The organism is Pseudomonas mucoides (genome assembly GCF_015461845.1).
In the GTDB taxonomy this organism is placed as follows: Bacteria; Pseudomonadota; Gammaproteobacteria; order Pseudomonadales; family Pseudomonadaceae; genus Aquipseudomonas; species Aquipseudomonas mucoides.
Genome location: NZ_JACOPW010000011.1, coordinates 99,982 through 125,846, shown reverse-complemented (window position 1 = coordinate 125,846; position 25,865 = coordinate 99,982). Strand labels below are relative to the sequence as shown.

The following is a 25,865-nucleotide window of genomic DNA, read 5'->3' as shown; positions in this document are numbered from 1 at the left end:
ATGTTAAATGCAATCGTTGTAGATGATCATCCGTTCATACGTTCGTCGGTCAAAATGCTGTTGGCGAATGAAAATTTTGAAATCGTAGCGGAAACCGATAATGGTGCCGATGCCGTTCAACTGGTCATTGCACATAGACCTGACATGCTTGTACTGGATATCACTATTCCGAAGCTTGACGGTCTGGAAGCTATTCGGCGTATTCGGGCTTTGGATATCCCGACCAAGATCCTGGTATTGACCTCTTTGCCTGCAAAATTTTATTCCATGAGGTGCATGAGTGCAGGTGCGGCCGGGTATATCTCCAAAACCGATGGTCTTGATGAACTGGCCAGGGGCGTCAAGGTCATCATGTCGGGTTATAGCTACTTTCCAGACATACAGGCTCAATCTGTTCGCCGAAGCGATGGAAGCGCCACGGATGACGAGCTGATTCGTTCGCTCTCGAATAGAGAACTGGCGATTCTCAAACAACTGGCGAACGGGCTCAGTAATAAGGAAATTGGTGACCTCATGCTCTTGAGTAACAAGACCGTTAGTACCTACAAGGCAAGGCTGATTGAGAAGCTCAATGTGACCTCGGTTGTTTATCTGGCCGATTTCGCCAAACGCAATGATCTGCTTTAAATGATGAAGTCACTTCAGATCTGTCTGTCGCTGGTCGTGCTTGTTCTTGCTGCCCACTTCAGCTCCACGGTTGAGGCCGAGCCGAAAACGCTTGGGCTGTTGGGGCGATCGAACGTTAACGGTGGTTATCACGTAACGCTCGATGAGCGGGATTGGCGTTGGTTGCGCTCCAAGAGCATTTTGCTTTTGGGGGCCTCCACTCCCGATTACGCATCGTTCGATATGACGATCAATCATGATCAGATGGAAGGGGTGACGATTGACTATGCGCAGTTGATTGGCGAGCTTCTAGGGCTCAAAGTTGAAATTCGCCGCTATGACAGTCGCGGTGAGGTTGTGGACGCGGTCAGAAAAGGAGACGTGGATTTTGTCGGAACGGCCAATGAATACGAGTCGCAGTTTCCGAACATGGTGCTCAGCCATCCTTATGCCAATGACAAACCTACATTAATCACTCGCAAGGGTGACGGCGGTGATTTGCCGGTTGACCTGAACGGCAAGACCATTGCCATGCTGTACCACTACATTTCCCCTGATGCCGTACGGGCTTTTTACCCTAAAGCGACCCTGCAAGTTTACCCCTCCATGCTGAGCGCCATTGGTGCCGTAGCGTTTGGGCAGGCGGATGTTTATCTTGGTGATTCGGTCAGCGCCAATTACCTGATTAATAATAACTTTATAAATAATGTCGAGTTGGCGGACTTCTCGCGCATGGAAGTTCGCGACTTCAGTTTCGTCATGAACAGCGACAACCAAACCCTGATTCGTGTCGTTAATGCGGCCATCGCAGCGATTCCAGTGAGTGCGCGCATGGAAATCATGAACCGCTGGGGGGCGGGTGGGGAGAACATGCCAGGCAAGCGGCGTCTGAATTTCAGTAGCAGCGAGCAACGATGGCTGGATGAGCATCCGAGTGTTCGGGTCAATGTAGTGGGCGGCTATCCACCTTTGTCTTTTGTTAACAAAAGTGGCGAGTTTGTCGGCATTGCCAATGATGTGTTGAGCAAAGTATCGCTTCGCACAGGGCTGAAGTTTGATATTCAGGTGGTGCCGTCGGTTTCTGCGATGGTGGAGGCGGTTGGCAACAGTGATTCTGAATTCTTGGCAACGCTCACTCCGAGTCCGGTTCGTGAGCGTGTGCTGCATTTCACACGACCTTACCTGGCTTCGCCTTATGTGCTGATAGCCAAGGCAGATGCCGATATTCCCATTGCACTCGAGCAACTGGCAGGTAAGCGATTGGTGCTGACTCGTAATAATAATATGCACGAATGGCTGATGAGCAACTATCCAAAAATCCGCTTGGTGGAGGCTGACGACTCAGAACACGCTATGAGTATGGTCATCCGCGGGGAAGTAGACGCGATGGTCGGTACGCTGATCCTCAGCAGTCACATGATCAATCATCGTTTTGAAGGTCAGTTGCGAATCGTCAGCACCGTCGGTAATGACTTCGCGCAGATGGCTTTTGCGACAAGTCGTGGGGCGTTGGAACTCCATTCCATTCTCGACAAGGCACTGTTGAGTATCCCCCCCGAGGAAATGGATGAAATAAGGAATCGCTGGCGTAACGACGTGATGGTCGAAGACAGCTATTGGGCGCGCAATAGAGCATTTATCGTCGAAGTGGTTTGTGGGTTTTTGGTGCTGTTGGCGCTGGCGCTGGTATGGATCGCTTATATGAAGGTGGCGTTGCGCAGGCGTGATGAGGCTGAGCATGCACTCAATGAGCAACTGGAGTTTATGCGGGTCTTGATTGATGGCACCCCCCATCCGATTTACATCCGGGACCGCAATGGAATTTTGCTGATCTGCAACTCCAGTTACCTCAAGGTCTTTGGGGTAGAGCGCGAGGCGGTGATTGGGAAGGGCAAAGTGAAGTTGCTTCACCCCGAGGACGCGAGCCGTTATGAGGAGGAGTTCCAGCGGATCACCAGTACCGGCATGTCTATGGTTGAAGATCGTGTAATCAGGTTGTTGGATGACCGTGAACTGCAGATTTATCACTGGATGCTGCCGTACCGCGACAGTAATGGCGAAGTGGGTGGCGTGATTGCCGGTTGGATCGACATCAGCGAACGCCAGGCGCTTGTCGAGCAGTTACGTGAAGCAAAGCTGGTCGCCGACGAGGCCAAGGAACATGCCGATGATGCCAACCGGGCCAAAAGTCTGTTTTTGGCCACCATGAGTCATGAAATCCGCACGCCCATGAATGCCGTCATCGGCATGCTCGAAATTGCGATGAAAAAGGCTGATCAAGGCGTCACGGATCGGTTTGCCATTGAGGTTGCGTCTGGCGCGGCTCATGGCCTGCTGGACCTGATCGGCGATATTCTGGACATTGCCCGAATCGAGTCCGGGCGGTTGTCCCTGTCGCCAGAAAGGGCCAATTTGCGTGAACTTCTTGAGTCGGTGTTACGGGTTTTCGAAGGTGTCGCCCGGCAAAAACGTCTGAGCCTGCTACTGGATCTGGACTTCCAGATGCCAAGTGATGTGCTCGTTGACCCTTTACGCTTCAAACAGATTGTTTCCAATCTGCTGAGTAACGCGATCAAGTTCACCCAGGACGGTCAGGTTCGATTGAGCCTGCAGGCCCGTCCCGCCAAAAACTCGCAGTTTATGACCGTCGCCCTAGTCATTGAGGACACTGGTATTGGCATTTCGGATGAAGATCAGCAGAGCTTGTTCAGCCCGTTTACCCAGGCAAGCAATAACACCCAGTCCGCGCGCAGTGGTTCTGGGTTGGGGTTGGTAATCAGTCGCACGCTCTGCGAAATGATGGGCGGGCGTTTGCTCATGAGCAGCGTTTTCGGCAAGGGAACAAAGGTTGAAGTCCATCTGAATTTGCCGGCGCTGGAGCCACTGGCTGAATTGCCCGGGATGATGCCGTTCGACGTGGCCCTGCAACATCATGTGCTGAATGTGCTGGTTATTGACGACTATCCCGCCAATCGCCTGTTGCTGTCTCAGCAGCTAAGCCACCTCGGACACCGGGTGAGCGATGCCGAAGACGGTGCGCGAGGGCTGCAAGCCTGGCGCAGTCAATGGTTCGATGTAGTGATCACAGACTGCAACATGCCAATGATGAGTGGCTACGAGTTAACCCAGGTCATCCGCGAAGAGGAGCGTACCCAAGGTCGTGTACCGTGTTTGATCCTGGGGTATACAGCAAACGCCCAACAGGAGGAGCGGGTTCGTTGCATCGAAGCAGGCATGGACGATTGTCTGTTCAAGCCCATCGGGCTTGAGGAATTGAAGGCGTGCCTGGAGGCTGTAGCGCCGATGGAACGAAGTGAGGAGCAGACCTCGGTGCACGGCAGCAATGAGATTGACCTGAGCAGCCTTGAGCAACTGACTCGGGGCGACAAAGCGTCGATCAATAGTCTGATTGGTGATCTGTCCACGGCGAATGAAGAAGACATGGCACGGTTGATTCAGTTGTTCACCAAGCACGACCTGAATGCATTGTCGGGCCTGGCGCACCGGGTGAAGGGGGGAGCGCGCATCATCAGGGCTCAGCGACTGATTCAGTGCTGTGAGCATCTTGAAGTCGTCTGCACGGGGCGGGACACTTCCCGATTGGCCGAAGCGGTGGATGAGCTGCAGCGGGAGATGGAGCAATTGGCCGATAAGCTGAGCCTCTACGTGGCTTAAACGTAGAGGCTGGCGGGTCATCGCTCCTTAGACCGGAATCCATCGGGGCACAGGAACCGAACCTGGAATTTTAATTTCCAGGCTTCCCTGGAACTTGGTGTCAATGACTTCAAGCAAAGGGGCGGCGTGCATAATACCCAACTGAATAGGCTGAAGCTCTGAGCTGGCAATCATTAAAGACTTCAGCTCACTTAACGGACCTTTAACAGCCTTGACTGCGGACAAGTTTTTCTCATGCAGTAAGTCTGGAGATGCAAAAAACTCGGCGGTGTCGAGTCCCAGGCTGGACAACAGTGCAGGGTCTTCCAAATCAAATTCTGCATAATGTGTCATGGAGGCCAAAAACCTCCGTTCAGAAACCTTTCCGTCAATGGCTAACAAAAAGAACGTAAATGCGGTATTGCCAAGGCGATTCCAGTCGTCTTCGTTTGTATTGCTCCCTTGAGTTCTGTTAAGTGTTTTAACACCTGTGTTCACCAGCTCAAAGTTCGGGTTGATGGTGTTGTAAGTCGGTGGTCCATCGACTGATTTTGTGTAGTGTCGGAGGGCGAATTTCTTGTTCGATACTTTATCTAGATGTTTTTGACTGGCTTTCTTTTCAGAAAAGCTCAGTGAGTCGTTTGTTACATCTTTCATGAGGGTGAAGGGCAGTACTCTATCTGTTGCAGCATAACCGCTCTTATATTTGTCGAGGATCTCTTGAGCGGTAGCAGGTTTTCCGGCGTCGGAAGAGGGTGGAGTCGACTGTTTAGTCGCGCAAGCACCGGTGTGATGGGTCCTGCACAGAGGGCAGATTTTAGGCACTTGAAAGGCGGTCGGTTTCGATTTTACAGGGGGCGGCGCCGGTTTCACCGAGCCGGTTGGCGGAATGAAGGGGGAAGTAAGTGCAGTGTTTTCCCCTTGGCCAAGTATTGCGCCTTGTTTTGATTTTTGATGGCTTGGCGGATTGTTGGGTGTCGCCGGGCGCAAAACACTAGGCATCGGACTGGAAGACTGTGTCTCATTAGGCATGAATTAATTCACTCCAGACTTTAGTGGTTGGGGGCACTTCAAATCTTGTGGTTTTGGTTGTAGCAGAGAAACTCTGCAGATCGTTATCCCTTTGCGTGGGTGTCTGAATGCTTCACCAAATAGAGTGGTGGAAATGTAGGACTAAGCCCCTGCTTTTGTAGGAAATTTCCTACCGAAAGGGCGTAGCGCAAAAGCGTGTCGAAATGTGTTTGTTAGGAAAGCGCGCTGGGAAATTTCCTACATTAAATACAAATCAACCTATCTAAAGTCGCCATTACGGCCTCGGGTAGTTCATCTGGGGGCACTCGACACGCTCAGCAGGAAACGCAATGAACAAGATATTCAAGTTGGTTTGGAATGCGACACTTAGTACCTGGGTTGTTGCTTCCGAACTTGCAACTTCCAAAACCAAGTCTTCAACGTTGGACAGCGGCTTCAAGAAGATGAGTTCGGCCACTAAGCTCGCCACGGCGGCACTGTTGTTTGGTGCCGGTTCCATCAACGTTGCTTCGGCTGCGCCAGGTAATACCTGCCTGGTTAACGGGACGTGGGTTACGGCCCCCTCGGCGCCAGGGGATAAGGCGCTCGCATGCGGTGAGGGAGCCAGCGCAGCGCAAGTCAATGACCTGGCGCTTGGCACTACTGCGAAAGCAGATGGCGCAGTAGATGCTGATGGGCACGTGGGCGGCGCGATCGCCATTGGTACGAACTCAAAGGCGCAATTGTTCAACGCCATCGCGCTCGGTACTGGCGCGGCGGCCTATGGATCGCAGACCATGGCGCTGGGTCAAGGCGCGGTGTCGGGGGTGAGTGGCAACACCAGTATTGTTAAGTCTCTGGCGCTGGGTTTCGGGGCTCAGGCCACTGAAGGCTACACAGTGGGCATTGGTTCAGGTACCAAAGCCACCGGCTACAGTTCAGTCAGTATCGGTAATGCTCCGATTGCTTCGGGTGCGAACGGAATCGCGGTAGGTACCTGGACCATCGCATCGGGCATTAACAGCACGGGTATCGGTAACCTGGCGGTGGCGAGCGATTCGAGTGCCACGGCGGTAGGCGACAGAGCTAAAGCATCTGCGCTTAGCGCCATCGCGTTGGGCACGTCTGCTCATGCCGAGGGCAGTTCCAGCATTGCCATCGGCGCCGATAACGTGGTGACCGGCAGTGGCTCCGGTTCTATCGGTACCGGACTTACTTCCAATTTCAAAGGAGTATCCGGCAACAACAGCTACGCCTTGGGTAACGGTAACACTGTCGCGAATAACAACATATTTGTGGTGGGCAATAACATCACTACCACACAGGACAACGGTGTGGTGCTGGGCAACAACAGCACCGACCGAGCTGCATTGGCCACGCCCACAGGCGTCATCAATGGCACGACCTACAACTACGCGGGCGGCGCGCCGTCGGGTGTGGTGAGCGTGGGTTCCGTCAACGGGGAACGCCAGATCATCAACGTAGCGGCGGGACAGGTCAATTCCAGCAGTACCGACGCCATCAACGGCAGCCAGCTGAACGCGACCAATCAGGCCCTCTCTGCGGTCGATGCCGGTGCCGTCAAGTACGACGACAGCACCCATAACACCATCACCCTGGGTGGCAATACTTACGACAACAGCACCCACACCGGCGGCACCCGCATCACCAACGTGGCCGATGGCAAGGCGCCAAGTGATGCGGTGAATTATTCGCAATTGACCGAAACCAACAGCAGTATCACCAACCTTGGCAACTCGCTGACCAACCTCTATGAGACGGGCACCAAGTACTTCCACGCCAACTCCACCGGCACGGATTCGGTTGCTTCGGGTCAGGATGCAGTCGCGATCGGTATGGGCGCAGTGGCTAGCCACGACGGCAGTGTTGCACTGGGCGCAGGCTCGGTCGCGGATGGCAGCACCCTGGGTCAACAGGCTTACCGGGTCGGCGGCACCTCGACAGGCGAAGTCAACATCGGTGATCGTCGTATGACCGGGCTGTCGGCCGGTGCCGCTGATGCGGACGCGGTCAACGTCAAGCAATTGAAAGCCGTCGAAGCAGGCGCCGCGGCCTCTGTGGCCGATGCGGTCAAGTACGACGACAGCACCCACAACACCATCACCCTGGGTGGCGATACCTACGACAACAGCACCCACGTCGGTGGCACCAAAATCACCAATGTGGCCAATGGTGTCGCTGACAGCGATGCGGTGAACATGTCGCAGCTCAACCAGACCAACACTCAGGTGGCCACCAACACCACCAACATCAACAACCTGGCGAATGACGCGTTGTTGTGGGATTCCAGCCTGGGTGCTTTCAGTGCGAGCCATGGCGGTAACACCGTCAACAAAATTACCAACGTGGGGGCGGGTGATCTCAGCGCCAACTCCAAGGATGCAGTCAACGGTTCGCAGCTTTTTGCTTTGGGCCAGCAAGTTACCGGCATCGATAATCGGGTGACGAATATCGAAGGCAATATCAACAGCATCACCAACGGTGGGGGCATCAAGTATTTCCATGCCAACTCGTCGGGTGCTGACTCCGTGGCCAGTGGGGCCGAGTCGGTTGCCATCGGACCGAATGCCCTAGCGTCGGGCGCTGGTTCCGTGGCTTCGGGTAACGGTGCAAATGCTTCGGGCGCTAATGCGATTGCGGTGGGCAACGGGGCCAAGGCGTCTGCTGATGGCAGCGTTGCATTGGGCAGCGGGTCCAGCGATGGCGGTCGTGGAGCTGAAACCTATACCGGCAAGTACTCTGGCGCCGATAACGTTACATCAGGAACAGTGTCCGTTGGCAACGCGGCAACGGGCGAAACCCGCACACTCAGCAATGTCGCGGACGGTAAGGACGCCACCGATGCGGTTAACCTGCGTCAGCTGGACGGTGCTGTGGCCGAGTCGAAGAAGTACACCGATGACTCGATCAGCACGATCAATACCTCCGTTGTGAATCAGGACAAGCGAATTTCCAGTGTCGACAACCGTGTGACCCAGGCGGTGACGAATGTCACTCATCTGCAAAACGGCACCGATGGCATGTTCCAGGTCAACAACACCAGCAACCTGCCAAAACCGTCAGCGACGGGAGAGGACTCGATGGCGGGCGGTGCCGGTGCCAAGGCATCGGGCAAGAACAGCTCGGCCGTCGGCACCAACGCCGTCGCCGCGGGCAACAACTCGACGGCGACGGGTAATGGCTCCAACGCCAAGGCGGACAACTCGGTAGCGCTGGGTGCCAACTCGGTGGCTGATCGTGCCAACAGTGTTTCGGTAGGTGCAGCAGGCAGCGAGCGCCAGATTACCAACGTGGCCGCCGGTACGGCGCCGACAGACGCAGTCAACCTGAGCCAGTTGAACAAGGGCGTGACTGACGCGACCAACAATGCCAATGCCTACACCAACTCGGTCTACAGTGCGTTGAACAAAGACATCAAACAGTTGGATGACGACTTGAGCGCCGGTGTCGCCGGTGCAATGGCCATGGCCGCGCTGCCTCAGCCGTATGCCGCGGGTGCCAGCATGACCTCCGGCTCCATGGGTACCTATCGCGGTGAATCGGCGATGGCCTTGGGCGTGTCGCGGATCTCGGATAACGGCCGCTGGGTCACCAAATTGCAAGCCACGACCAACACCCAGCGCGAATTCGGCGCATCGGTGGGTGTGGGTTATCAGTGGTAAGCCTTTCACGTTGATCCAGAGCCCGGCGTATGCCGGGCTCTTCTCCCTTTTTATCGTGTCGAGAATGTTATGCAAAAGCTCAATAAATTAATGGTGCGTCTGCTGCTGAGCGGCGGCGTGGCCGCAACACTGGCGGCTTGTGGTACCAACCCAAGCCATGTCAATGCGAGTGGCAAGTCCAGCAACCCGGTGTTTCCGGCGCTCAAGGATGCCAGCCGTACCGAAGGCAGTTATGTGAACGTGGAGAATTTGCGCAAGGTCGTGCCAGGTCTGACCAAGCCACAACTCTACGAGCTGATTGGCTTGCCGCACTTCTCCGAAGCCATGTTCAACGTCCGTGAGTGGGATTACATCTTCAAGTTCCAACAGCCCGGCACCCACGAGCCTCGGGTCTGCCAGTACAAGGTGATGTTCGACGACAACAAAGTCGCACAGTCGTATGTGTTTTTACCGCAGTCCTGTGCTCGGGTGCTTGACCTCAATGCAGAGTAAAGCGCGACGCCTGTCCTGCCAAAGCGGTAGCTCACGCACGTGACGTTGCAAAGCGATGCTGCTTTTGATTTTGGTGCCTGTCTGCCTACTGTCGTGTAGAGGTTCGCGTCACTGCACTCTGAAACGCTGCTGCAAAGAAGAAGGCCCCTATGGGGCCTTCGTCATTTTAGGATTTGGAAGTGTCTACGAAACAGGGAGGGAGATTCAGTCAGCCCAAAGACGCAGGAGTCAGCCACGACAACAAATCGGCGCCGCTCATCGGGCGAGCATAGAAATAGCCTTGTCCTCTCGAGCAGCCCAGCTCCAACAGTTTGTCACGTTGCTCTAGCGTTTCGATTCCTTCAACAACCACTGACATGCCCAACGAGTCACCCAGTGCGAGGATGCTGCTGATCACCGTCTGGCAGCGTTGTTCCTGCAAGGTATGCACGAACTCGGTGTCCAGTTTGATTTCATTGAACGGCAGCTGACATAAACGCTGGATCGAAGAAAACCCCGCGCCAAAGTCATCGATGGACAATTGGCAACCCATCATGCGAAGACGTACCAGTGTTTCAAGGCTGGCCGCTGTCGCTTCCAGTAATCCGCTCTCGGTCAACTCAAACGTCAGGCCAGCACCTGGGAGGTCGAAGTGATCGAGTATCGATTTGATTCGCTGCGTGAGTTGACCACCGGCCAGTTGAGACGTTTGCAGGTTGAATGCAAAATTCAGGTCAATGTTCTTTTCGCCCACTTGCTTTTGCAGCGCCAAGGCCTGGTTCATCTGATCGAACAACAGCTCGTCCATCAGCCCGCAATGTTCAAGTGTCGGGATGAAGAACGCCGGTGACAAAACTCCCTTGATGGGGTGTAGCCACCGGGCCAGCACCTCGACGCCATAAACCTGGCCTGTGTGCAGATTGATTTTAGGTTGGTAATACGCCTTCACCTGCCGGTCATGCAGGGCATGGGCGACTTCCTGGCTGTCCGGCAGTTCAAGGCCCGGATCCGGGGCACGACGCGAGGGTTTATGCGTGTTTGCCGAATACTTCGCCAGTAACGGCGCCAATGCTTCCGGTCGCAAGGGTTTACCGGCATCGCCCAATAGCTGCATGCCCAGCAAAGAAACAATTTTCTGTACCGAGCACCGCAGATCCGAAGACATCGAGCTGCTGATGATGATCGCACCCACCAAATTGGAGTGGCTCGCCTGCTGCAGGAATTCCAGGCCATCCATGCCATTCATGCGCAGATCGCACAGCGTGATATCCACGCCGCCAACCTGCTGTAATAACGCCAGCGCCTGCTCTCCGTCTTCGGCTTCGAAGATCTCGGTACACCCCAAATATTGCAGCACCTTCACTGCAAACGCTCGCTGAAATGGATGGTCCTCAAGAACCAGTGCACGGAGCGGAAAGCTATTCATCGCCAATGATCTTCTATCCAAAAATATCGTAAAAGAACCATTGCCCTTTGATAGCCCAATGGCCTGAAAAAGTTGAATAGTGCCGCACCAATGACCCATGGTTTGTAGGCATGAAGCCACTGAAATGTAGGAAAAATCCTAGTGATAGCCGGCTTAACATTTTGCGCGGCATAACGGCAACCCATGTCGCTTCCCGTCAAGTACGCACAGCGCGTCTCTCTACATTGCCAGCAGGGTGAAAATTTCTTCCAGGTCCTGATGATCCCGGCCCTCGACGGGGCTTTGCTGTTTGCGGGGTTGGAAGTTTTGCATGGGGCGATCTCCCCAAGAGCTAACCGCACGGCACCGCAACTGGCTCAGGGCGTTAATCCAGGGCGCGAGGGAGGGGCGGGATTGATGGATTGCGACCCGTTGTCGAAGGAAATCATCAAACGGCTGCGATGCCCGGCGTTGCACCGGGCACCGCGTTGACACTTAAACCCGTTCGAAAATCGCTGCAATCCCTTGGCCGCCGCCGATGCACATGGTCACCAGCGCATAACGGCCGTTGGTGCGGTGCAGTTCGTGGATGGCTTTGGTGGCGATGATCGCGCCGGTTGCGCCGACCGGGTGACCCAGGGAAATACCCGAGCCGTTTGGGTTGACCTTGGCCGGGTCGAGGTCCAGTTCCTGGCTGACCGCACAGGCCTGGGCGGCGAAGGCGATGTTGGCTTCGATCACGTCCATGTCGGCGACGGTCAGGCCGGCACGCTTGAGCGCCAGGCGGGTGGCCGGCACCGGGCCGAGGCCCATCAGTTCTGGTTCAACACCGGCGTGGGCGTAGCTGACCAGGCGGGCCAGCGGGCGCAGGTTGTTGGCCTGCACGGCAGCGCCGGTGGCCATGACCAGCGCAGCGGCGCCGTCGTTCAGGCCGGAAGCGTTGCCGGCCGTGACCGAGCCGTCTTTCTTGAACGCTGGCTTCATGCCCGCCAGTTGTTCCAGCGAGGTGGCGCGAGGGTGTTCGTCGACGCTGAACAGCTTGGTTTCCTTGCGATCACGGATTTCCACGCCAACGATTTGCTCGCTGAAGTAGCCATTGGCGATGGCGAAGGCCGCGCGCTTCTGGTCTTCCAGGGCCAGGGCGTCTTGCATTTCACGGGTGATGCCGTTGCGCTCGGCGACGTTTTCGGCGGTGATGCCCATGTGGATGCCGTGGAACGGGTCATGCAGGATGCCCAGCATGTAGTCGATGGCCTGGATGTTGCCCATGCGCGCGCCCCAACGGGCGGCCGGCATGATGTAAGGCCCACGGCTCATGGATTCGGCACCGGCACCGACGACGATCTCGGCATCGCCCAGCATCAGGGTTTGCGCGGCATTGATGATCGCTTGCAGGCCGGAACCGCACAGGCGGTTGACGTTGTAGGCCGGGGTTTCTTTCGGGATGCCGGCGTTCATCGCGGCCACGCGGGAGATGTAGGCGTCGCGGGTTTCGGTCGGGATCACGCTGCCCATCACCAGATGGCCAACTTGCGCCGGGTCGACGCCGGAGCGTTGCAGGGCGGCTTTGACGGCCGTGGTCGCGAGGTCGGCCAGCGGAACGTCTTTGAGCGAACCGCCAAAGGTGCCGATGGCGGTACGCGCGGCGCTGACAACAAAAATATCCGGGGTGTTCATTACGGCTTTCCTCTTGGTGAATGCTTTTCTGTACTGCGATTGAGTAGGGCGGTCAACGCTGTTTGCGCTTCAGGTGTCTTGAGGCGCTCGATGAACAACAGGTTTTCCTGACGAATAGTGGCTTGCAGCTCCGGCAGCGACGCCTGTTTGAGCAGTTGGCGGGTCTGGCGCAGTGAATCCTGCGGCAGGGCCAGCAGGCGTCGGGCCAGATTCTGCGCGGCGTCCAGGCATTGTTGGCCGTCGTCGAACAGCTCGTTGGCCAGGCCACAGGCAACCGCCGCTGCGCCGTCGAGGCTGTCGCCCCACAGCAGCAGACGCGCGGCGCGGGCGTGACCGATCAGGCGTGGCAACAATAGGCTGGCACCGAACTCGGGGCACAGGCCCAGGTTGACGAATGGCACGCGCAGCTTGGCGTTTCGCGTCACCAGCACCTGATCGCAATGCAGCAACAGGGTGGTGCCAATGCCGATGGCCGCGCCACACACGGCGGCGATCAACGGGGTTTTCAGGTGAATGACGACGTTCATCAGGCGAAACGCAGGACTGTCCAGATGCGTCGGCGGGTACTCGAGAAAATCCGCCAGATCGTTGCCACTGGTAAAGCACGTGGTGCCGCCGGTGATCACGATCACGCCGATGTCAGCGTCTTCATCTGCCGCCAGCAACTGGTCGGCCAACTGCGTGTACAGGCTGTTGTTCAGCGCGTTGAGCTTGTCGGGGCGGTCGAGCGTGAGCGTCAAAACGCCGTCGTTGCGTTGTTGTTTGATCAGCTCAGTCATGGAATGCCCCGCCCGTTTTGTCCGGCAGCCACTCTAAGCGCCTGACGGGCGCGGGAGCTATGACAAAACGAGTCAACGAAACTGCTGCTTTTTGCCATGTTTTCGCGCAGCGCTGGCCGGCAAAAAGGTTCACACACCCATTCGGGGTATGGTGCCGTTGGCCCGATCACTCAATAGTGGCATCAACCGGTCGTCCAGAACCGACTTCGCTTGATAAGGTGAATTTGCTATGCGCAAGGCCCTCATGGTGATTTCCAGTCTGTTGCTAGTTCCGCTGACACTCAATGTGCACGCCGCCACTGACGTGAACGAAAACAATACGCTCCGGCTGTATAACTGGGCGGATTACATCGGCGAAAAGACCATCGCCGACTTTGAGAAAGCCTCTGGTATCAAGGTGATTTACGACACCTTTGATGCCTACGAAACCGTCCAGGCGAAGTTGCTGACCGGGCACTCCGGTTACGATCTGGTGGTATTGAATGCCTCCCTTGCGCCGCCCTTGATCAAGGCCAAAGTGTTCCAGCCGCTGGACAAGAAGTTGCTGCCGGGCTGGACCAACCTTGACCCGAAAGTCTTGCAGGACTTGCAGGGCTTCGATGCCGGCACCGTGTATTCCGCGCCGTACACCTGGGGCAGCAACGGCATCACCTACAACGTCGACAAGATCAAGCAGCGCATGCCGGACGCGCCGATTGGTTCGCTGGCGATGATCTTCGATCCCAAAATCGTCTCGCGCTTCGCCGACTGCGGCGTCACCCTGGTCGATGCGCCCACCGAAGTGATTCCGCTGGCCTTGAAGTACCTCGGACGAGACCCGCGAAGTGCGTCGCCGGAAGACTTGAAAGCCGCACAGGACTTGTTGCTGTCCGTGCGGCCGTACATCAAGAAGTTCGATTCGGTGAACTACCTGACCAGCCTGCCCAACGGCGATGTCTGCATGGCCATGACCTGGTCCGGCGACTACGCCACCGCCATGGCCCGCGCCGAAGAGGCCAAGCTGAAGATCAAACTGGCGTACTTCATTCCCAAGGAAGGTTCGCTGATCTGGTTCGACAACATGTACATCCCCGCCGATGCGCCGCACGTGGCCAACGCGCACAAGTTCCTTGAGTACTTGATGCAACCCCAAGTGATGGCGGACGTGACCGACTACATCCACTACGCCAACAGCAACGCGGCGGCCACGCCGTTGCTCAACGCCGATGTGCGCAGCAATCCGGCGATCTACCCCGATGAAGAAACCCGTCAGCGCCTGTTTCCGCAGAAGACCCAGGACGCCAAGGAAATGCGCGCCATCACCCGCGTCTGGAGCACGGTGAAGAGCGGGATCTGATCGTTTAACCCTTCGGTTTGAGGTTTTTGTATGGCTACTCCAACGTTGAAAGCACTGCCGGCCGTTGATGACGCCCAGTTGATCAAGGCTGACAAAGCCCACTACATGCACGGCTACCACGTGTTCGACGAACACGCCGAACAGGGTGCGCTGAACATTGTGGCCGGTGACGGCGCCTATATTTACGACGCTCACGGCAACCGTTTTCTCGATGCAGTCGGCGGCATGTGGTGCACCAACATCGGTTTGGGCCGCGAGGAAATGGCTCTGGCGATTGCCGATCAGGTACGGCAACTGGCGTATTCGAATCCGTTTTCCGACATGTCCAACAACGTCGCCATCCAGTTGTGCGAAAAGCTCGCCAGCCTGGCGCCGGGCGATCTCGATCATGTGTTCCTGACCACCGGCGGCTCCACCGCCGTCGACACCGCGTACAGGCTGATTCAGTACTACCAGAACTGCCGTGGCAAACCGCAGAAGAAGCACGTCATCGCCCGGTTTAACGCGTATCACGGCTCCACCACGCTGACGATGTCGATTGGCAACAAAGCCGCCGACCGCGTGCCGGAATTCGATTACGCCAACGACAAGATCCACCACGTCTCCAACCCGAATCCTTACCGCGCACCGGACGGTATGGACGAGGCGCAGTTTCTCGAGTTCCTGATCAAGGAGTTCGAGGACAAGATCCTGGCCATCGGCGCGGACAAGGTTGCGGGCTTCTTTGCCGAGCCGATCATGGGCTCGGGCGGGGTGATCATTCCGCCCAAGGGTTACCTGAAACGCATGTGGGAAGTCTGCCAGCGCTACGACATTCTGTTTGTCGCCGATGAAGTGGTGACGTCGTTCGGGCGTCTGGGCAAATTTTTCGCTTCTTATGATCTGTTCGATGTGCAGCCAGACATCATCACCACGGCCAAAGGCCTGACGTCGGCTTATTTGCCGTTGGGCGCGTGCATCTTTTCCGACCGTATCTGGAAAGTCATCGCCGAGCCCGGCAAGGGTCGCTGCTTTACCCACGGCTTCACCTACAGCGGCCACCCGGTGTGCTGCACGGCGGCGCTGAAAAACATCGAGATCATCGAGCGCGAACACCTGCTGGAACATGTCGAGGTGGTCGGCGCCTATCTCGAAGAACGCCTGGCAACCCTCAGCGACTTGCCGTTGGTGGGCGATGTGCGCTGCCAGAAGTTCATGGCCTGCGTGGAGTTCGTGGCCGACAAACGCACCAAGGCGTTGTTCGCCGATGAGATCAACATCGGCGAGATGATTCACTCCCGGGCCCAGGCCCGAGGCTTGCTGGTGCGGCCGATCATGCACCTCAACGTAATGTCGCCGCCGTTGATCCTGACGTGCGCCCAGGTCGATGAAATCGTCGAGATCCTGCGGGTGTGCATTCTTGAAGTGGCGGCCGAGCTTGAGAAAAGCGGCCAGTACGTCGGGCAATGAGTTCGATCAATCGGCGGTTACCCGGCGTCGGTTCTCCCGCTAGACTGCGAGGCATGAGCAAACCCAACGACGATACGCTGATCGCATTGCCCTTCGGGGCCTTGCACAAATGGCACGGCGACATGCGCGAGGCATTCGCCCATGTCGACGCGCCTGATGCGCTGCACTACCTGGCGTCGGCGTTCGGGCATCTGGTGTCCATCGAATCGGTGATGATCAGCCTCGAACACAAGGACCGCGCGCCGCAGTTGCTGTACCAGCGCGGTATCCCGGAGCAGTACCGGGACTCGATCATCGACCGCTATTTTTCCGGTGGCTACTTGCTCGACCCGTTTTGCCTGGCGGTGGAACAGGGCCTGGCCGAAGGGTTTTATCACCTGGAGGAAATCGCCCCGGACAACTTCTTCGACAGCGAGTACTACAAGACTTATTACTTGAAGACCGGGTGTTCTGAGGACAGTTTTTACCTGATCGATACGGGGCATGACAGCCAGGTCTCGGTCAGCCTGTTTCAGGGATTTGGCGGGGAAAGCCTGCGGGCGGAGCAGTTGAATCTGTTGCGCGCGGTGGAGCCTTTGGTACGGGAATTTGTCAGTGAGTTTGGCCGTCGTGGCCTGGTGCAAAGCGCAGTCACTGAAAGTGACGATCTGAAGCAACGCGTGCAGTCCGCCTTCGAAAACTTTGGCTGCGACGTGTTGACCGAGCGCGAGCGGGAAGTGGCGCACATGGTACTTCGGGGGCATTCGGTGAAATCCACGGCCAGCCAGATGAGCATCTCGCCGGAGACGGTGCGCATGCACCGCAAGAATCTGTATTTGAAGCTGGAAGTCGGGTCGCAGTCAGAGTTGTTTGCGCTGTTTATCGAGTGGTTGCGCCAGCACTGAACCCAAATCTACAACCCACCCCCAAACCCCTGTAGGAGAGGGGTTGAGCACAATCTTTGTGGTCAGTCTTCGCGTTTAACGACCAGGGTCAAAATATCGTCACTGGCCACCAGTTCTTAGAAATTTCTTGAGAGTCGTGACGGCATAATCGCCGTTCGGTCCGCGTCACCAGCGGCGGCGATTTCTGGACAGCCTGTTGGCTGCTTAGTAGCATCCGCCGCATACGTATCTTTCTCCTGTACGTCGACCGATGCGGACCTTTCAAGGAATCGAAAATGCACACCTTCACCCATGGCGATACAACCGTTGTTTTCACAGTCTTGAGCGGTGAAGTGGTGGGCAGCGAAAAGCTCAGCGAAACCCGCGTGACGTCCACCGGTGGCGTTCATGTGAACGGCAAGGACAGTGAAGTAACGCCGGTGCGTATCAGTTCGGTGTCGATCATCAATCATGAGTTCTGGGTCAAGACCCCGGACGGCGTCGAACACGATGTAAAGCTGCGTGGCGTGGACATTCCATTACGCACGGGTCAGGAAGTCTCGTTGATCAGTGCGTTGAAAAAGGATGGTTCGCCCTTGCACACCATTCTGCAGAATCACACGGCGTCCAAACGTTGGGTGTTGCGTGACGCCAACGCGCTGCATACCGAGCTGGAGCTGGCGCCCTTCAACTGGAAGACCGTGATGATCGTGTCCGGGTTGTGTGTCGCGGGTCTGGCTACAGGCGGGCTGGGTATCCTGGCGGGGGCGGGCTATTTTTGCTACGCGTGGTACCAGGGCTCCCAGCGCAAGAAACTGCTGGTCAGCGATTTGAATGCCTACCTCGACAAACTGGACACTTTGGCCGGTAATCGCAGCCGGGCGCCAAGTCCTGCCCACGTGGTGCAACCTTCTGCACAGGTAGAGCTCTTTGTCGAGGCAGACATCGTGATTGAGGAAGAAAGCCCTGTTGACGAAGCGAAAGCGGTTCAGAACCGCGTCGATGCTCCGGCACAAAGCCCTGCGCTGAACAGCGACAGCGTACGCCGGGCGCTGTCGCGCAATCTCTGAAGACGCAACGCAGAGCGTCCCGGGTGGCATTCCCACGCAGAGCGTGGGAACGATCAACACTTTCCCCGTAGCAACTGTCGAGCCTTGGCGAGGCTGCGATCAGCGGACAGAAAAGCACGCAGTCTCGCCAACCTGACGTCGACCGGCTTCCAGCCCGCCGGATCTGTCGCATAATGATTCCACGGGTTTTGACTTCTGTAGTTAACGTAATCGAGTGGGTCGGACATTGATCGAACGACGGCAATTCAGCGGCGGCATGAAGGGTAAAAACCTCCGCTATCTCAACGAACCTGCGGACAAGCCTGTGCCGATAACGCGCACAGGCTTTTTGCTGCTCGAACACTTCTCGCTGCCGGCATTCACCCAGGCACTGGATACGATCGTCACCGCGAATCTGTTGCGTCCCGGCCTGTTCGCCTCGCGAACGTTTGGCTTGCATGACGGTGAGGTGGTCAGTGATCTGGGCCTGGTGATCCGGCCTGACGCGCGTTTCGATGCCGCGGCGATTCAGCAACTGGACCTGTTGGTGGTGTGTGGCGGCTACCGCACGGAGCTGAAAGTCGCCGATGACTTCGTCCACCTGCTCAGGGCGGCGGCAGAGCGCGGCGTCACCTTGGCCGGGCTGTGGAATGGCGCCTGGTTCCTCGGCAGCGCTGGCCTGCTGGACGGTTATCGTTGTGCCATTCACCCCGAGCATCGACCGGCACTGGCGGAAGTGTCCAAAGCGGCACAGGTCACCAGCGAACCCTATGTGATTGACCGTGACCGACTGACGGCGTCGAGTCCTTCGGGGGCTTTCCATATGGCGCTGGACTGGATCAAAGGGCTGCACGACAAAGCCCTGGTCGAGGGCATCGAGGACATTCTGGCGTTTGAAGAGTCGCGTTACCGGCGGATCAAACCGGCGGAAAACATCTGCGTCAGCGCGCCGTTGCGCGAGGTGGTCAAGCTGATGGACGCCAACCTCGAAGAACCGCTGGAGCTGGAACAACTGGCGGTCTACGCCGGACGTTCACGTCGGCAACTGGAGCGCCTGTTCAAGGAGCAACTGGGCACCACGCCGCAGCGCTATTACATGGAACTGCGCATCACTGAGGCGCGTCGGCTGTTGCAGCACACCGAGCTGTCCCAGGTGGACGTGCTGGTGGCGTGCGGGTTTGTTTCGCCGAGCCATTTCAGCAAGTGCTACAGCTCGTACTTCGGCTACCGGCCGTCCAAGGAAAAACGGCTGGTCAAATGAACCCGCCACGCCCTCTCCCGGCAGGAGAGGGCGGCTGCGCATTTCAGGTGTGATGAAGCTCGCGGTCCTTGGTTTCCGGCAGGAAGAACGTGCCGAGAATCGCTGTCATCACCGCGATCACGATCGGATACCACAACCCGTAATAGATATCCCCGGTGGCCGCGACCATGGCGAACGCCACTGTTGGCAGAAACCCGCCGAACCAGCCGTTGCCGATGTGGTACGGCAGCGACATCGAGGTGTAGCGGATGCGCGCCGGGAACAGTTCCACCAGCCACGCAGCGATAGGCCCGTAGACCATGGTCACGTAGATCACGAGGAGGGTCAGCAGCAGCAACACCATCGGGTAGTTGGTCTTCGTCGGGTCAGCCTTTTCGGGGTAACCGGCGTCCTTCAGGGCCAGGGTGAGGGTGGCGGTGAAGGCGTCATTGCGGGTCTTGAAGTCGGCGGCCGGCAGGCTGGTGCCCTCGAAACTCTGGATGACCTTGTCGCCGATGCGCACCTGGGCGACGGTGCCCGGTTCCGCCTTCTCGTTTTTGTAGGGGATGGCCCGCTTCGCCAGCAGGCTCTTGGCGAGGTCGCAGGAACTGGTGAATCGGGCCTTGCCCACCGGGTCGAACTGGAACGAGCACTGGCCCGGATCGGCGATCACCGTGACCGGGTTCTTCTCCTGCGCAACGAATACGTCGGGGTTACCGTATTGGGTCAACGCGTGGAAAATCGGAAAGTAGGTCAGCGCCGCGAGGATGCAGCCGGCCATGATGATGCCCTTGCGGCCGATGCGGTCGGACAGGCTGCCGAAAATCACGAAGAACGGCGTACCGATCAGCAGCGAACCGGCGATTAGCAGGTTGGCGGTTTGCGGGTCGATCTTCAGGGTTTGCAGCAGGAAAAACAGTGCATAGAACTGCCCGGTGTACCAGACCACCGCCTGACCGGCCGTCCCGCCGAGCAACGCCATGATCACGATTTTCAGGTTGCCCCAACGGGCGAAGGATTCGGTCAGCGGCGCCTTCGACGCCTTGCCTTCTTCCTTCATTTTCTTGAACACCGGCGACTCGCTGAGTTGCAGGCGGATGTACACCGAGACAATCAGCAGCAGGATCGACAGCAGGAACGGAACCCGCCAGCCCCAGGCTTCGAACGCTTCGGTGCCGAGTAGGGTGCGGCAGGCGAGGATCACCAGCAGCGACAGAAACAGGCCGAGGGTCGCGGTGGTCTGGATCCACGAGGTGAAGTAACCGCGTCTGCCGGGCGGCGCATGTTCGGCCACGTACGTCGCCGCGCCGCCGTATTCACCGCCCAGTGCCAGGCCTTGCAACAGGCGCAGGGTGATCAGGATGACCGGCGCCGCCACGCCAATGGTGGCGTAGCCGGGCAGGAAGCCGACGATGGCGGTGGAGATGCCCATGATGACAATGGTAATGAGGAAGGTGTGCTTGCGCCCGATCATGTCGCCCAACCGGCCGAACACAATGGCGCCGAAAGGCCTCACGGCGAAACCCGCGGCGAAGGCGAGCAGGGCGAAGATGAACGCCGTGGTCTCGTTGACGCCGGCGAAGAAATGCTTGGCGATGATCGCGGCGAGAGAGCCGTAAAGGTAGAAGTCATACCATTCGAATACGGTACCCAGGGACGACGCGAAAATGACTTTGCGCTCCTCCTTGGTGATGCCGTGTCCGGGCGTACTGCCTGTGGTTGTACTGTCGATTGCGGCCATGGTGTTCTCCGTCTTGCTCTTGTTATAGGCCGGAGTACCTCTCATCAATTGCCGCACCCAGGCCCTGGGGCTGATGTCGTCGGATTGCAAATTGCACGAAGCAGGGCGCCGGCATTTCTGCCGGAATACTTGAAGCATAATCAGCTTCGTGCAGATATCCACTCGCCAGCCCACCGCCCTCCAATCAACGACCGAAACGCGACCCCCTGTAGCAGCTGGCGAAGCCTGCGTCCGGCTGCTACAGGGGGCGTTTGTTTCTCAACCGGCGGTGGTTACAACAGCGAGATCGTGTAGTTGACGATAAAGCGGTTTTGATCGACGTTGCGCCCGGCATCGGTGTTGGACTTGGCGTTGCGCACGGTGAAACCGAGCCCCTTGAGCGTGCCCGATTGCAGCACGTAGTCCAGGGTCATGTCGCGCTCCCACTCGGACTGGTCGCTGGCGTTGCGGGCCTTGATGTCCGTGCCCTTGAGGTACACCACCGACGCCTTCAACCCCGGCACGCCCAAGGGCGCGAAGTCATAGGTGTACTGACCGAAGTTGGTCTGTTCACCGGCGCGGGCAAAGTTCTGGATCATCTTGTCCGTGGGCAGGTAAACGCTGCCGCCACCGGCGCCCTTGTCCACCAGACTGCCCTGGTTGGGCTGGACGAAGTTGCTGCCATCGCTCACCTGTTGATGCCCCAGCGACACCGAGTGGCCGCCGTTCACGTAGGTGATCATCGCCGCCCAGGTGTTGTTGTCGATCTCGCCGTTGTTGTCCTCGGTGTAACCCGACATGCCGTAGCCTCGGGCCCGGCCGGCGGCGCTGCTGTTGGCGCCGGTCGACGTGGTGTTGAAGTAGCGCAGGTCAGTGGTGAGGGAGCTTTTGCCGTCAATCGGCAGAACGTGGACCAGCCCGAGGAAGTTCTGGTTGTAGAACTCTTCCAGCTGCGCGAAGTAGTACTGGGCCTTCAAATCCTTGGTGATGTTGTAATCACCGCCAGCGTAGTAGAACTTGTTACTGTCCTGCGTGGCGCCGGGGACCGACAGGCCGGTCCGGTCTGTCGAAGCTCGGCCGACCGCGTGTTCAAGCACGCCGCTGGTCAGCGTCAGATTTTCAATGTCGTTCGAAGTGATTTGGGCACCCGTGAATGACTGCGGCAATACGCGCGCATCGTTGGCGATGAGGATCGGTAACTTGGGCAGCAAAGTGCCGTAGCGAAACTCTGTCTTGGAGATGCGCATTTTCGCCGTCGGGCCGAAGCTGCTCCAGGCGCCCACTGCACCGTCGCCATCGGTGGGGATCATGCCGCTGCCGACGTGGCGACCATCGCCGCTGTCCAGTGTGATACCGAGCAGCGCCTGCGCATCCAGGCCGAACCCTACCGGACCTTGGGTAAACCCCGACTCGTAACGCAGCACAAAACCCTGGGCGGTCTCCTCGGTTTTCGAAGGCGCGGCGGTGCCGTCGCGGTTGTCGCTGTTGAAATACAAGGTGCGCATCGACAGGGTGGCTTTGCTGTCTTCCAGAAAGCCGTGCGCGGCGGTGTCTGCGGCCTGCGCGCACAGGGAGCTGGCGGCCAGCAAGAGGGCGGTGGGGACGGTTCGGTTGTACATACGGTGCTCCTGATGATTTCTTATGATTTTTGGAGAGTCGCCGCCACCCCGAAACCGGCGCGCAGAAGGGCGCGCCCGATGAACGACCTGAGCATCAGGCCGTCGGGGTGACGTATTTTTTGAGTCGATTGGCGCGCGGTTAAATCAGGTAGGACAGGCCCACGGTCAGGCCGAAAGCGACCACGGAAATAATGGTCTCCAGCACCGTCCAGGTCTTGAAGGTCTGGGCCACGGTCATGTTGAAGTATTCCTTGATCAACCAGAAGCCGCCGTCGTTGACGTGGGAAAAAATCACCGAGCCGGCACCGGTCGCCAACACCAGCAATTCCGGGTGCGGATAACCCAGCCCAATCGCCACCGGCGCAACAATCCCCGAAGCCGTGGTCATCGCCACTGTCGCGGAGCCGGTGGCAATGCGCATCAACGCGGCGAACAGCCAGCCCATGATCAACGGCGACAAGTGAAACTCGTGGGCCAGGCTGACGATCTGGTCGGTGACGCCGGCGTCCACCAGAATCCGGTTCAGGCCGCCGCCGGCGCCGACCAGCAAGGTGATGCTCGCCGTGGGTGCCAGGCATTCATTGGTGAATTTTAGAATCGATTCACGGCTGAAGCCTTGGGCAATACCCAGGGTCCAGAAGCTCAGCAAGGTCGCCAGCAACAGGGCGATCACCGAGTTGCCGATGAACAGCAAGAACTGGTTGAAGCCGCTGCCCGGCGTGGAAATCAGGTTGGCCCAGCCACCGATCAGCATCAACACCACCGGCAGCAAAATAGTCGCCATGGTGATGCCGAAGCCCGGCAGGCTGTCGCGCGGTTCGCGGTCGAGGAACTGGCGCTCCAGCGGGTTTTCCGCCGGCAATTGAATGCGTGGCACGATGAACTTGGCGTACAGCGGCCCAGCAATGATCGCCGTCGGAATGCCGATCAAAATCGCGTACATCAAGGTCTGCCCGACCGACGCCCCATACACCTGCACCGCCAGCATCGCTGCGGGGTGCGGTGGCACCAAGGCGTGAACCACGGAGAGACCGGCGACCATCGGCAAACCGACCATCAGGATCGACACGCCGACGCGGCGTGCCACGGTGAAGGCAATCGGCACCAGCAATACAAAACCGACTTCGAAAAACAGCGGCAACCCGACCAGGAACGCGATGCAGACCATCGCCCAATGCGCGTTCTTCTCGCCGAAACGGTCGATCAAGGTCCGCGCCACCTGCTCGGCGCCGCCGGACTCGGCCATCATCTTGCCGAGCATGGTGCCCAGCGCCACCACCAGCGCGATATGCCCCAGGGTTTTGCCGACGCCCGCCTCGTAAGCGCCGACCACGCCGGACGCCGGCATCCCGGCCAGCAAGGCCAGGCCGATGGACACCAGGGTGATGACGATGAAGGGATTGAGTCGGTAGCGGGCGATCAGCACGATCAGCGCAATGATGGCGATGGCGGCATACACCAGCAGCCAATAGCCGAAGGACAGGGTCATGCGGTACTCCTCGAAAGGGTCACGTCGAATGGATTGTGAAACTCTTAAAACATTTCGAGAGGTGATTTTCAAACGAGGCGAAAGTAATTTTCGTGGAGGGATAAGGCTTGTCGCACAGAGGTACGGGTTGTCGTTGTTTTTGAAATTGGGAGAGGCGGATTTTCATCCTGCGGGGCGCGGATTCAGCGGGGGAGTCGAGGTCAGATAACGGCGCAGCAGCAATAAGCGAGGGCCAGCAAAGCGGCGACGGCAAACGCGCCTAACGCCTTGGCCATGGCATGGTGCGCCGGCGGCACAGGCTCGAGCGGGGGCTGCCAGAAGGGATCCGATAACGCTGTGCGTTGATCGTAGTGGTGGCGAATGACCTTGTAGGTGTATCGCAAGCCAATCAGCAGCATCAGCACAATCATGCTGAGTATTGCCCTGCACATCAGGGCAGGAATAGCGCCGGACTCCATTTCCTGCAGGCACGCCGCGCTGTTGACTTCCAGAACGCTGATTTGCCCGGTCTGCATATTGGGTTGCCGGGCACCCACGTGAATTGCCGACGGTTGTTCCAGTTCAACAGCCTGATACTTCCACAGGGTGGTCGAGCCTTCCCGGCAATAGGTGAACGCGACGGGGTCAGGCGCCGCCACGATGCACGCGTCGTTGATATTGAGCTTCTTCAGTGTCTGATCGGCTGACCGGGTGAAATCCAGGTCGAAGACAGGAATGATCCCGGTGGCCGAAGCGCCCACCGAAAACAGTACGCCGCCGGCGAAACTGATTGCCGAAACCTTCAAGGTGATTTTTCCTTGTTTTTCATCAGCGTAGTGAAAAGCGCACAGAGCGTGGCTCCACTTGATTCGATGAGTCTAGAAGGCGGCTGGCAGCAGGCAGTGTGGCTGCATAAAAAAGCGTAGAAAATGGACGAAATGCCACTCATTTCCAGTCAGGCGCCATTCTGCCCGGTTTACAAATTTTGTGATCACCGCCGACCCTGTGGGAGCGTGGCTTGCCCGCGATGGCGGCCTCAAATCGGAGTGCTGTTTAAAGGTGTTTAAGGATACTTCCTGAAAGCTACAACGCCTTGCGCCATTCCCTACGACTACGCCAGAATCCGCCGGCTTGTGTGCTTTGGACGCCCTCGGTAACTTGATTCCCGTCACTGATTCCCAGTGATCGGGTTTAGTAGCCCGAGGATATGAAGGCTGCACAAGCGTCTGTCAGACAGGTATTTCCATGCCTGTATTTTGATGGTGGCTGTGCGCAGGGCGTCCTCGGACGCGCCGGCTTTGCCTTCGTTCTCCGGTCTACTAACCTGCGTACAGCCGCCACCCCTCGTATTAGTAGCGAGGCGTGGCTGCCCGATAAGGACGAAGGTAAATATGTTCAAGGTAACGCCAAACCCGCCAGACACAGATCCGGCATCCCCCTACGAATCACTCGATTCAAAGAAGCTCCACGAAGCCGCCGAACGCGCCCTCGATCACTACCTCAACCCAGGCGCCATCAAATCCCCGGCGACCCGCAAACCCAGCACGATGTTCATGCTCGCACCGAATCTGCGGGACGAAGACCTGTTGGCCCACACCTGTGAGACATTGGCCCAGGCCAGCGTCATGACCAGCGATTTCGCGGGGTACCTGGAAGGGCCGCATCGGCACACGGCCATGGCGATCCAGCAGATCATCATGCTGGCGGAACTGGCGGCGAACCGGATGATGGATAACGTTGAGGTGCCGACGTAACCATCAGAGACCGCGTTATCGTTCTTCGCGAGCAGGCTTGCTCCCACAGAGGAATGCAATCCACTGTGGGAGCGAGCCCGC

18 protein-coding genes are annotated in these 25,865 nt (G+C 57.8%); 10 read left to right on the top strand and 8 right to left on the bottom strand.

Annotated elements, in window-relative coordinates; translation table 11 throughout:
* A complete protein-coding gene (locus tag H8F22_RS30520; RefSeq protein WP_027925475.1) occupies positions 1-627 on the top strand; it encodes a response regulator transcription factor in 627 nt (208 codons plus the stop codon).
* Complete coding sequence (locus H8F22_RS30515) at positions 628-4,281, top strand: transporter substrate-binding domain-containing protein (protein WP_027925474.1); 3,654 nt, start codon at positions 628-630, stop codon at positions 4,279-4,281.
* A 27-nt stretch (positions 4,282-4,308) separates the two neighbouring features.
* Here H8F22_RS30515 and H8F22_RS30510 read toward each other — a convergent pair whose 3' ends face one another.
* Positions 4,309-5,292: a hypothetical protein gene (locus tag H8F22_RS30510; RefSeq protein WP_155953746.1), complete on the bottom strand. Its 984-nt coding sequence runs from the start codon at positions 5,290-5,292 to the stop codon at positions 4,309-4,311.
* Between the two features lie 329 nt (positions 5,293-5,621).
* Between H8F22_RS30510 and H8F22_RS30505 the strand changes: the two genes are divergently transcribed.
* Positions 5,622-8,954 carry a YadA-like family protein gene (locus H8F22_RS30505; protein WP_194941062.1) on the top strand — a complete coding sequence of 1,111 codons (3,333 nt, stop codon included), beginning with the start codon at positions 5,622-5,624 and terminating at the stop codon, positions 8,952-8,954.
* A 69-nt stretch (positions 8,955-9,023) separates the two neighbouring features.
* Positions 9,024-9,446 carry an outer membrane protein assembly factor BamE gene (locus tag H8F22_RS30500; RefSeq protein WP_027925471.1) on the top strand — a complete coding sequence of 141 codons (423 nt, stop codon included), beginning with the start codon at positions 9,024-9,026 and terminating at the stop codon, positions 9,444-9,446.
* Positions 9,447-9,654: 208 nt separating this feature from the next.
* Here H8F22_RS30500 and H8F22_RS30495 read toward each other — a convergent pair whose 3' ends face one another.
* The 3 genes from H8F22_RS30495 to H8F22_RS30485 form a co-directional block, all read right to left on the bottom strand.
* The gene (locus tag H8F22_RS30495; protein WP_324188495.1) at positions 9,655-10,950 is read right to left on the bottom strand and encodes an EAL domain-containing response regulator; all 1,296 of its coding nucleotides are present in this window, start codon (positions 10,948-10,950) and stop codon (positions 9,655-9,657) included.
* Positions 10,951-11,325: 375 nt separating this feature from the next.
* Positions 11,326-12,507 (bottom strand): acetyl-CoA C-acyltransferase family protein, encoded by a 1,182-nt coding sequence (locus H8F22_RS30490; protein ID WP_059182457.1) that lies wholly within the window; start codon positions 12,505-12,507, stop codon positions 11,326-11,328.
* On the bottom strand, positions 12,507-13,286 hold the full coding sequence (locus tag H8F22_RS30485; RefSeq protein WP_194941061.1) for an enoyl-CoA hydratase: 780 nt from the start codon (positions 13,284-13,286) through the stop codon (positions 12,507-12,509). Before H8F22_RS30485 ends, H8F22_RS30490 begins: the two co-directional genes overlap by 1 nt.
* A gap of 229 nt (positions 13,287-13,515) precedes the next feature.
* Between H8F22_RS30485 and H8F22_RS30480 the strand changes: the two genes are divergently transcribed.
* From H8F22_RS30480 to H8F22_RS30460, 5 genes are all read left to right on the top strand, one after another.
* A complete protein-coding gene (locus tag H8F22_RS30480; protein WP_027925467.1) occupies positions 13,516-14,622 on the top strand; it encodes a polyamine ABC transporter substrate-binding protein in 1,107 nt (368 codons plus the stop codon).
* Positions 14,623-14,652: 30 nt separating this feature from the next.
* Positions 14,653-16,071 (top strand): aminotransferase, encoded by a 1,419-nt coding sequence (locus tag H8F22_RS30475; protein ID WP_027925466.1) that lies wholly within the window; start codon positions 14,653-14,655, stop codon positions 16,069-16,071.
* The gene (locus H8F22_RS30470; protein WP_027925465.1) at positions 16,068-16,955 is read left to right on the top strand and encodes a helix-turn-helix transcriptional regulator; all 888 of its coding nucleotides are present in this window, start codon (positions 16,068-16,070) and stop codon (positions 16,953-16,955) included. Before H8F22_RS30475 ends, H8F22_RS30470 begins: the two co-directional genes overlap by 4 nt.
* A 275-nt stretch (positions 16,956-17,230) precedes the next feature.
* Positions 17,231-18,004 carry a hypothetical protein gene (locus H8F22_RS30465; RefSeq protein ID WP_027925464.1) on the top strand — a complete coding sequence of 258 codons (774 nt, stop codon included), beginning with the start codon at positions 17,231-17,233 and terminating at the stop codon, positions 18,002-18,004.
* Positions 18,005-18,230: 226 nt separating this feature from the next.
* Positions 18,231-19,244, top strand: coding sequence for a GlxA family transcriptional regulator (locus tag H8F22_RS30460; protein WP_027925463.1), 1,014 nt, complete (start codon positions 18,231-18,233; stop codon positions 19,242-19,244).
* A 43-nt stretch (positions 19,245-19,287) separates the two neighbouring features.
* Here H8F22_RS30460 and H8F22_RS30455 read toward each other — a convergent pair whose 3' ends face one another.
* The 4 genes from H8F22_RS30455 to H8F22_RS30440 all read right to left on the bottom strand — a co-directional run bounded on the left by H8F22_RS30455 (position 19,288) and on the right by H8F22_RS30440 (position 24,836).
* Positions 19,288-20,964, bottom strand: coding sequence for an MFS transporter (locus H8F22_RS30455; protein ID WP_194941060.1), 1,677 nt, complete (start codon positions 20,962-20,964; stop codon positions 19,288-19,290).
* A gap of 272 nt (positions 20,965-21,236) precedes the next feature.
* The gene (locus H8F22_RS30450) at positions 21,237-22,562 is read right to left on the bottom strand and encodes an OprD family porin (protein ID WP_027925461.1); all 1,326 of its coding nucleotides are present in this window, start codon (positions 22,560-22,562) and stop codon (positions 21,237-21,239) included.
* Between the two features lie 139 nt (positions 22,563-22,701).
* Complete coding sequence (locus H8F22_RS30445) at positions 22,702-24,051, bottom strand: GntT/GntP/DsdX family permease (RefSeq protein WP_027925460.1); 1,350 nt, start codon at positions 24,049-24,051, stop codon at positions 22,702-22,704.
* 200 nt (positions 24,052-24,251) lie between these two features.
* Positions 24,252-24,836, bottom strand: coding sequence for a hypothetical protein (locus tag H8F22_RS30440; RefSeq protein WP_027925459.1), 585 nt, complete (start codon positions 24,834-24,836; stop codon positions 24,252-24,254).
* A 585-nt stretch (positions 24,837-25,421) separates the two neighbouring features.
* Here H8F22_RS30440 and H8F22_RS30435 point away from each other — a divergent pair.
* Entirely contained in the window at positions 25,422-25,784 is a 363-nt protein-coding gene (locus H8F22_RS30435; protein ID WP_027925458.1) for a DUF6124 family protein, read from the top strand.
* Positions 25,785-25,865: the final 81 nt, after the last annotated feature.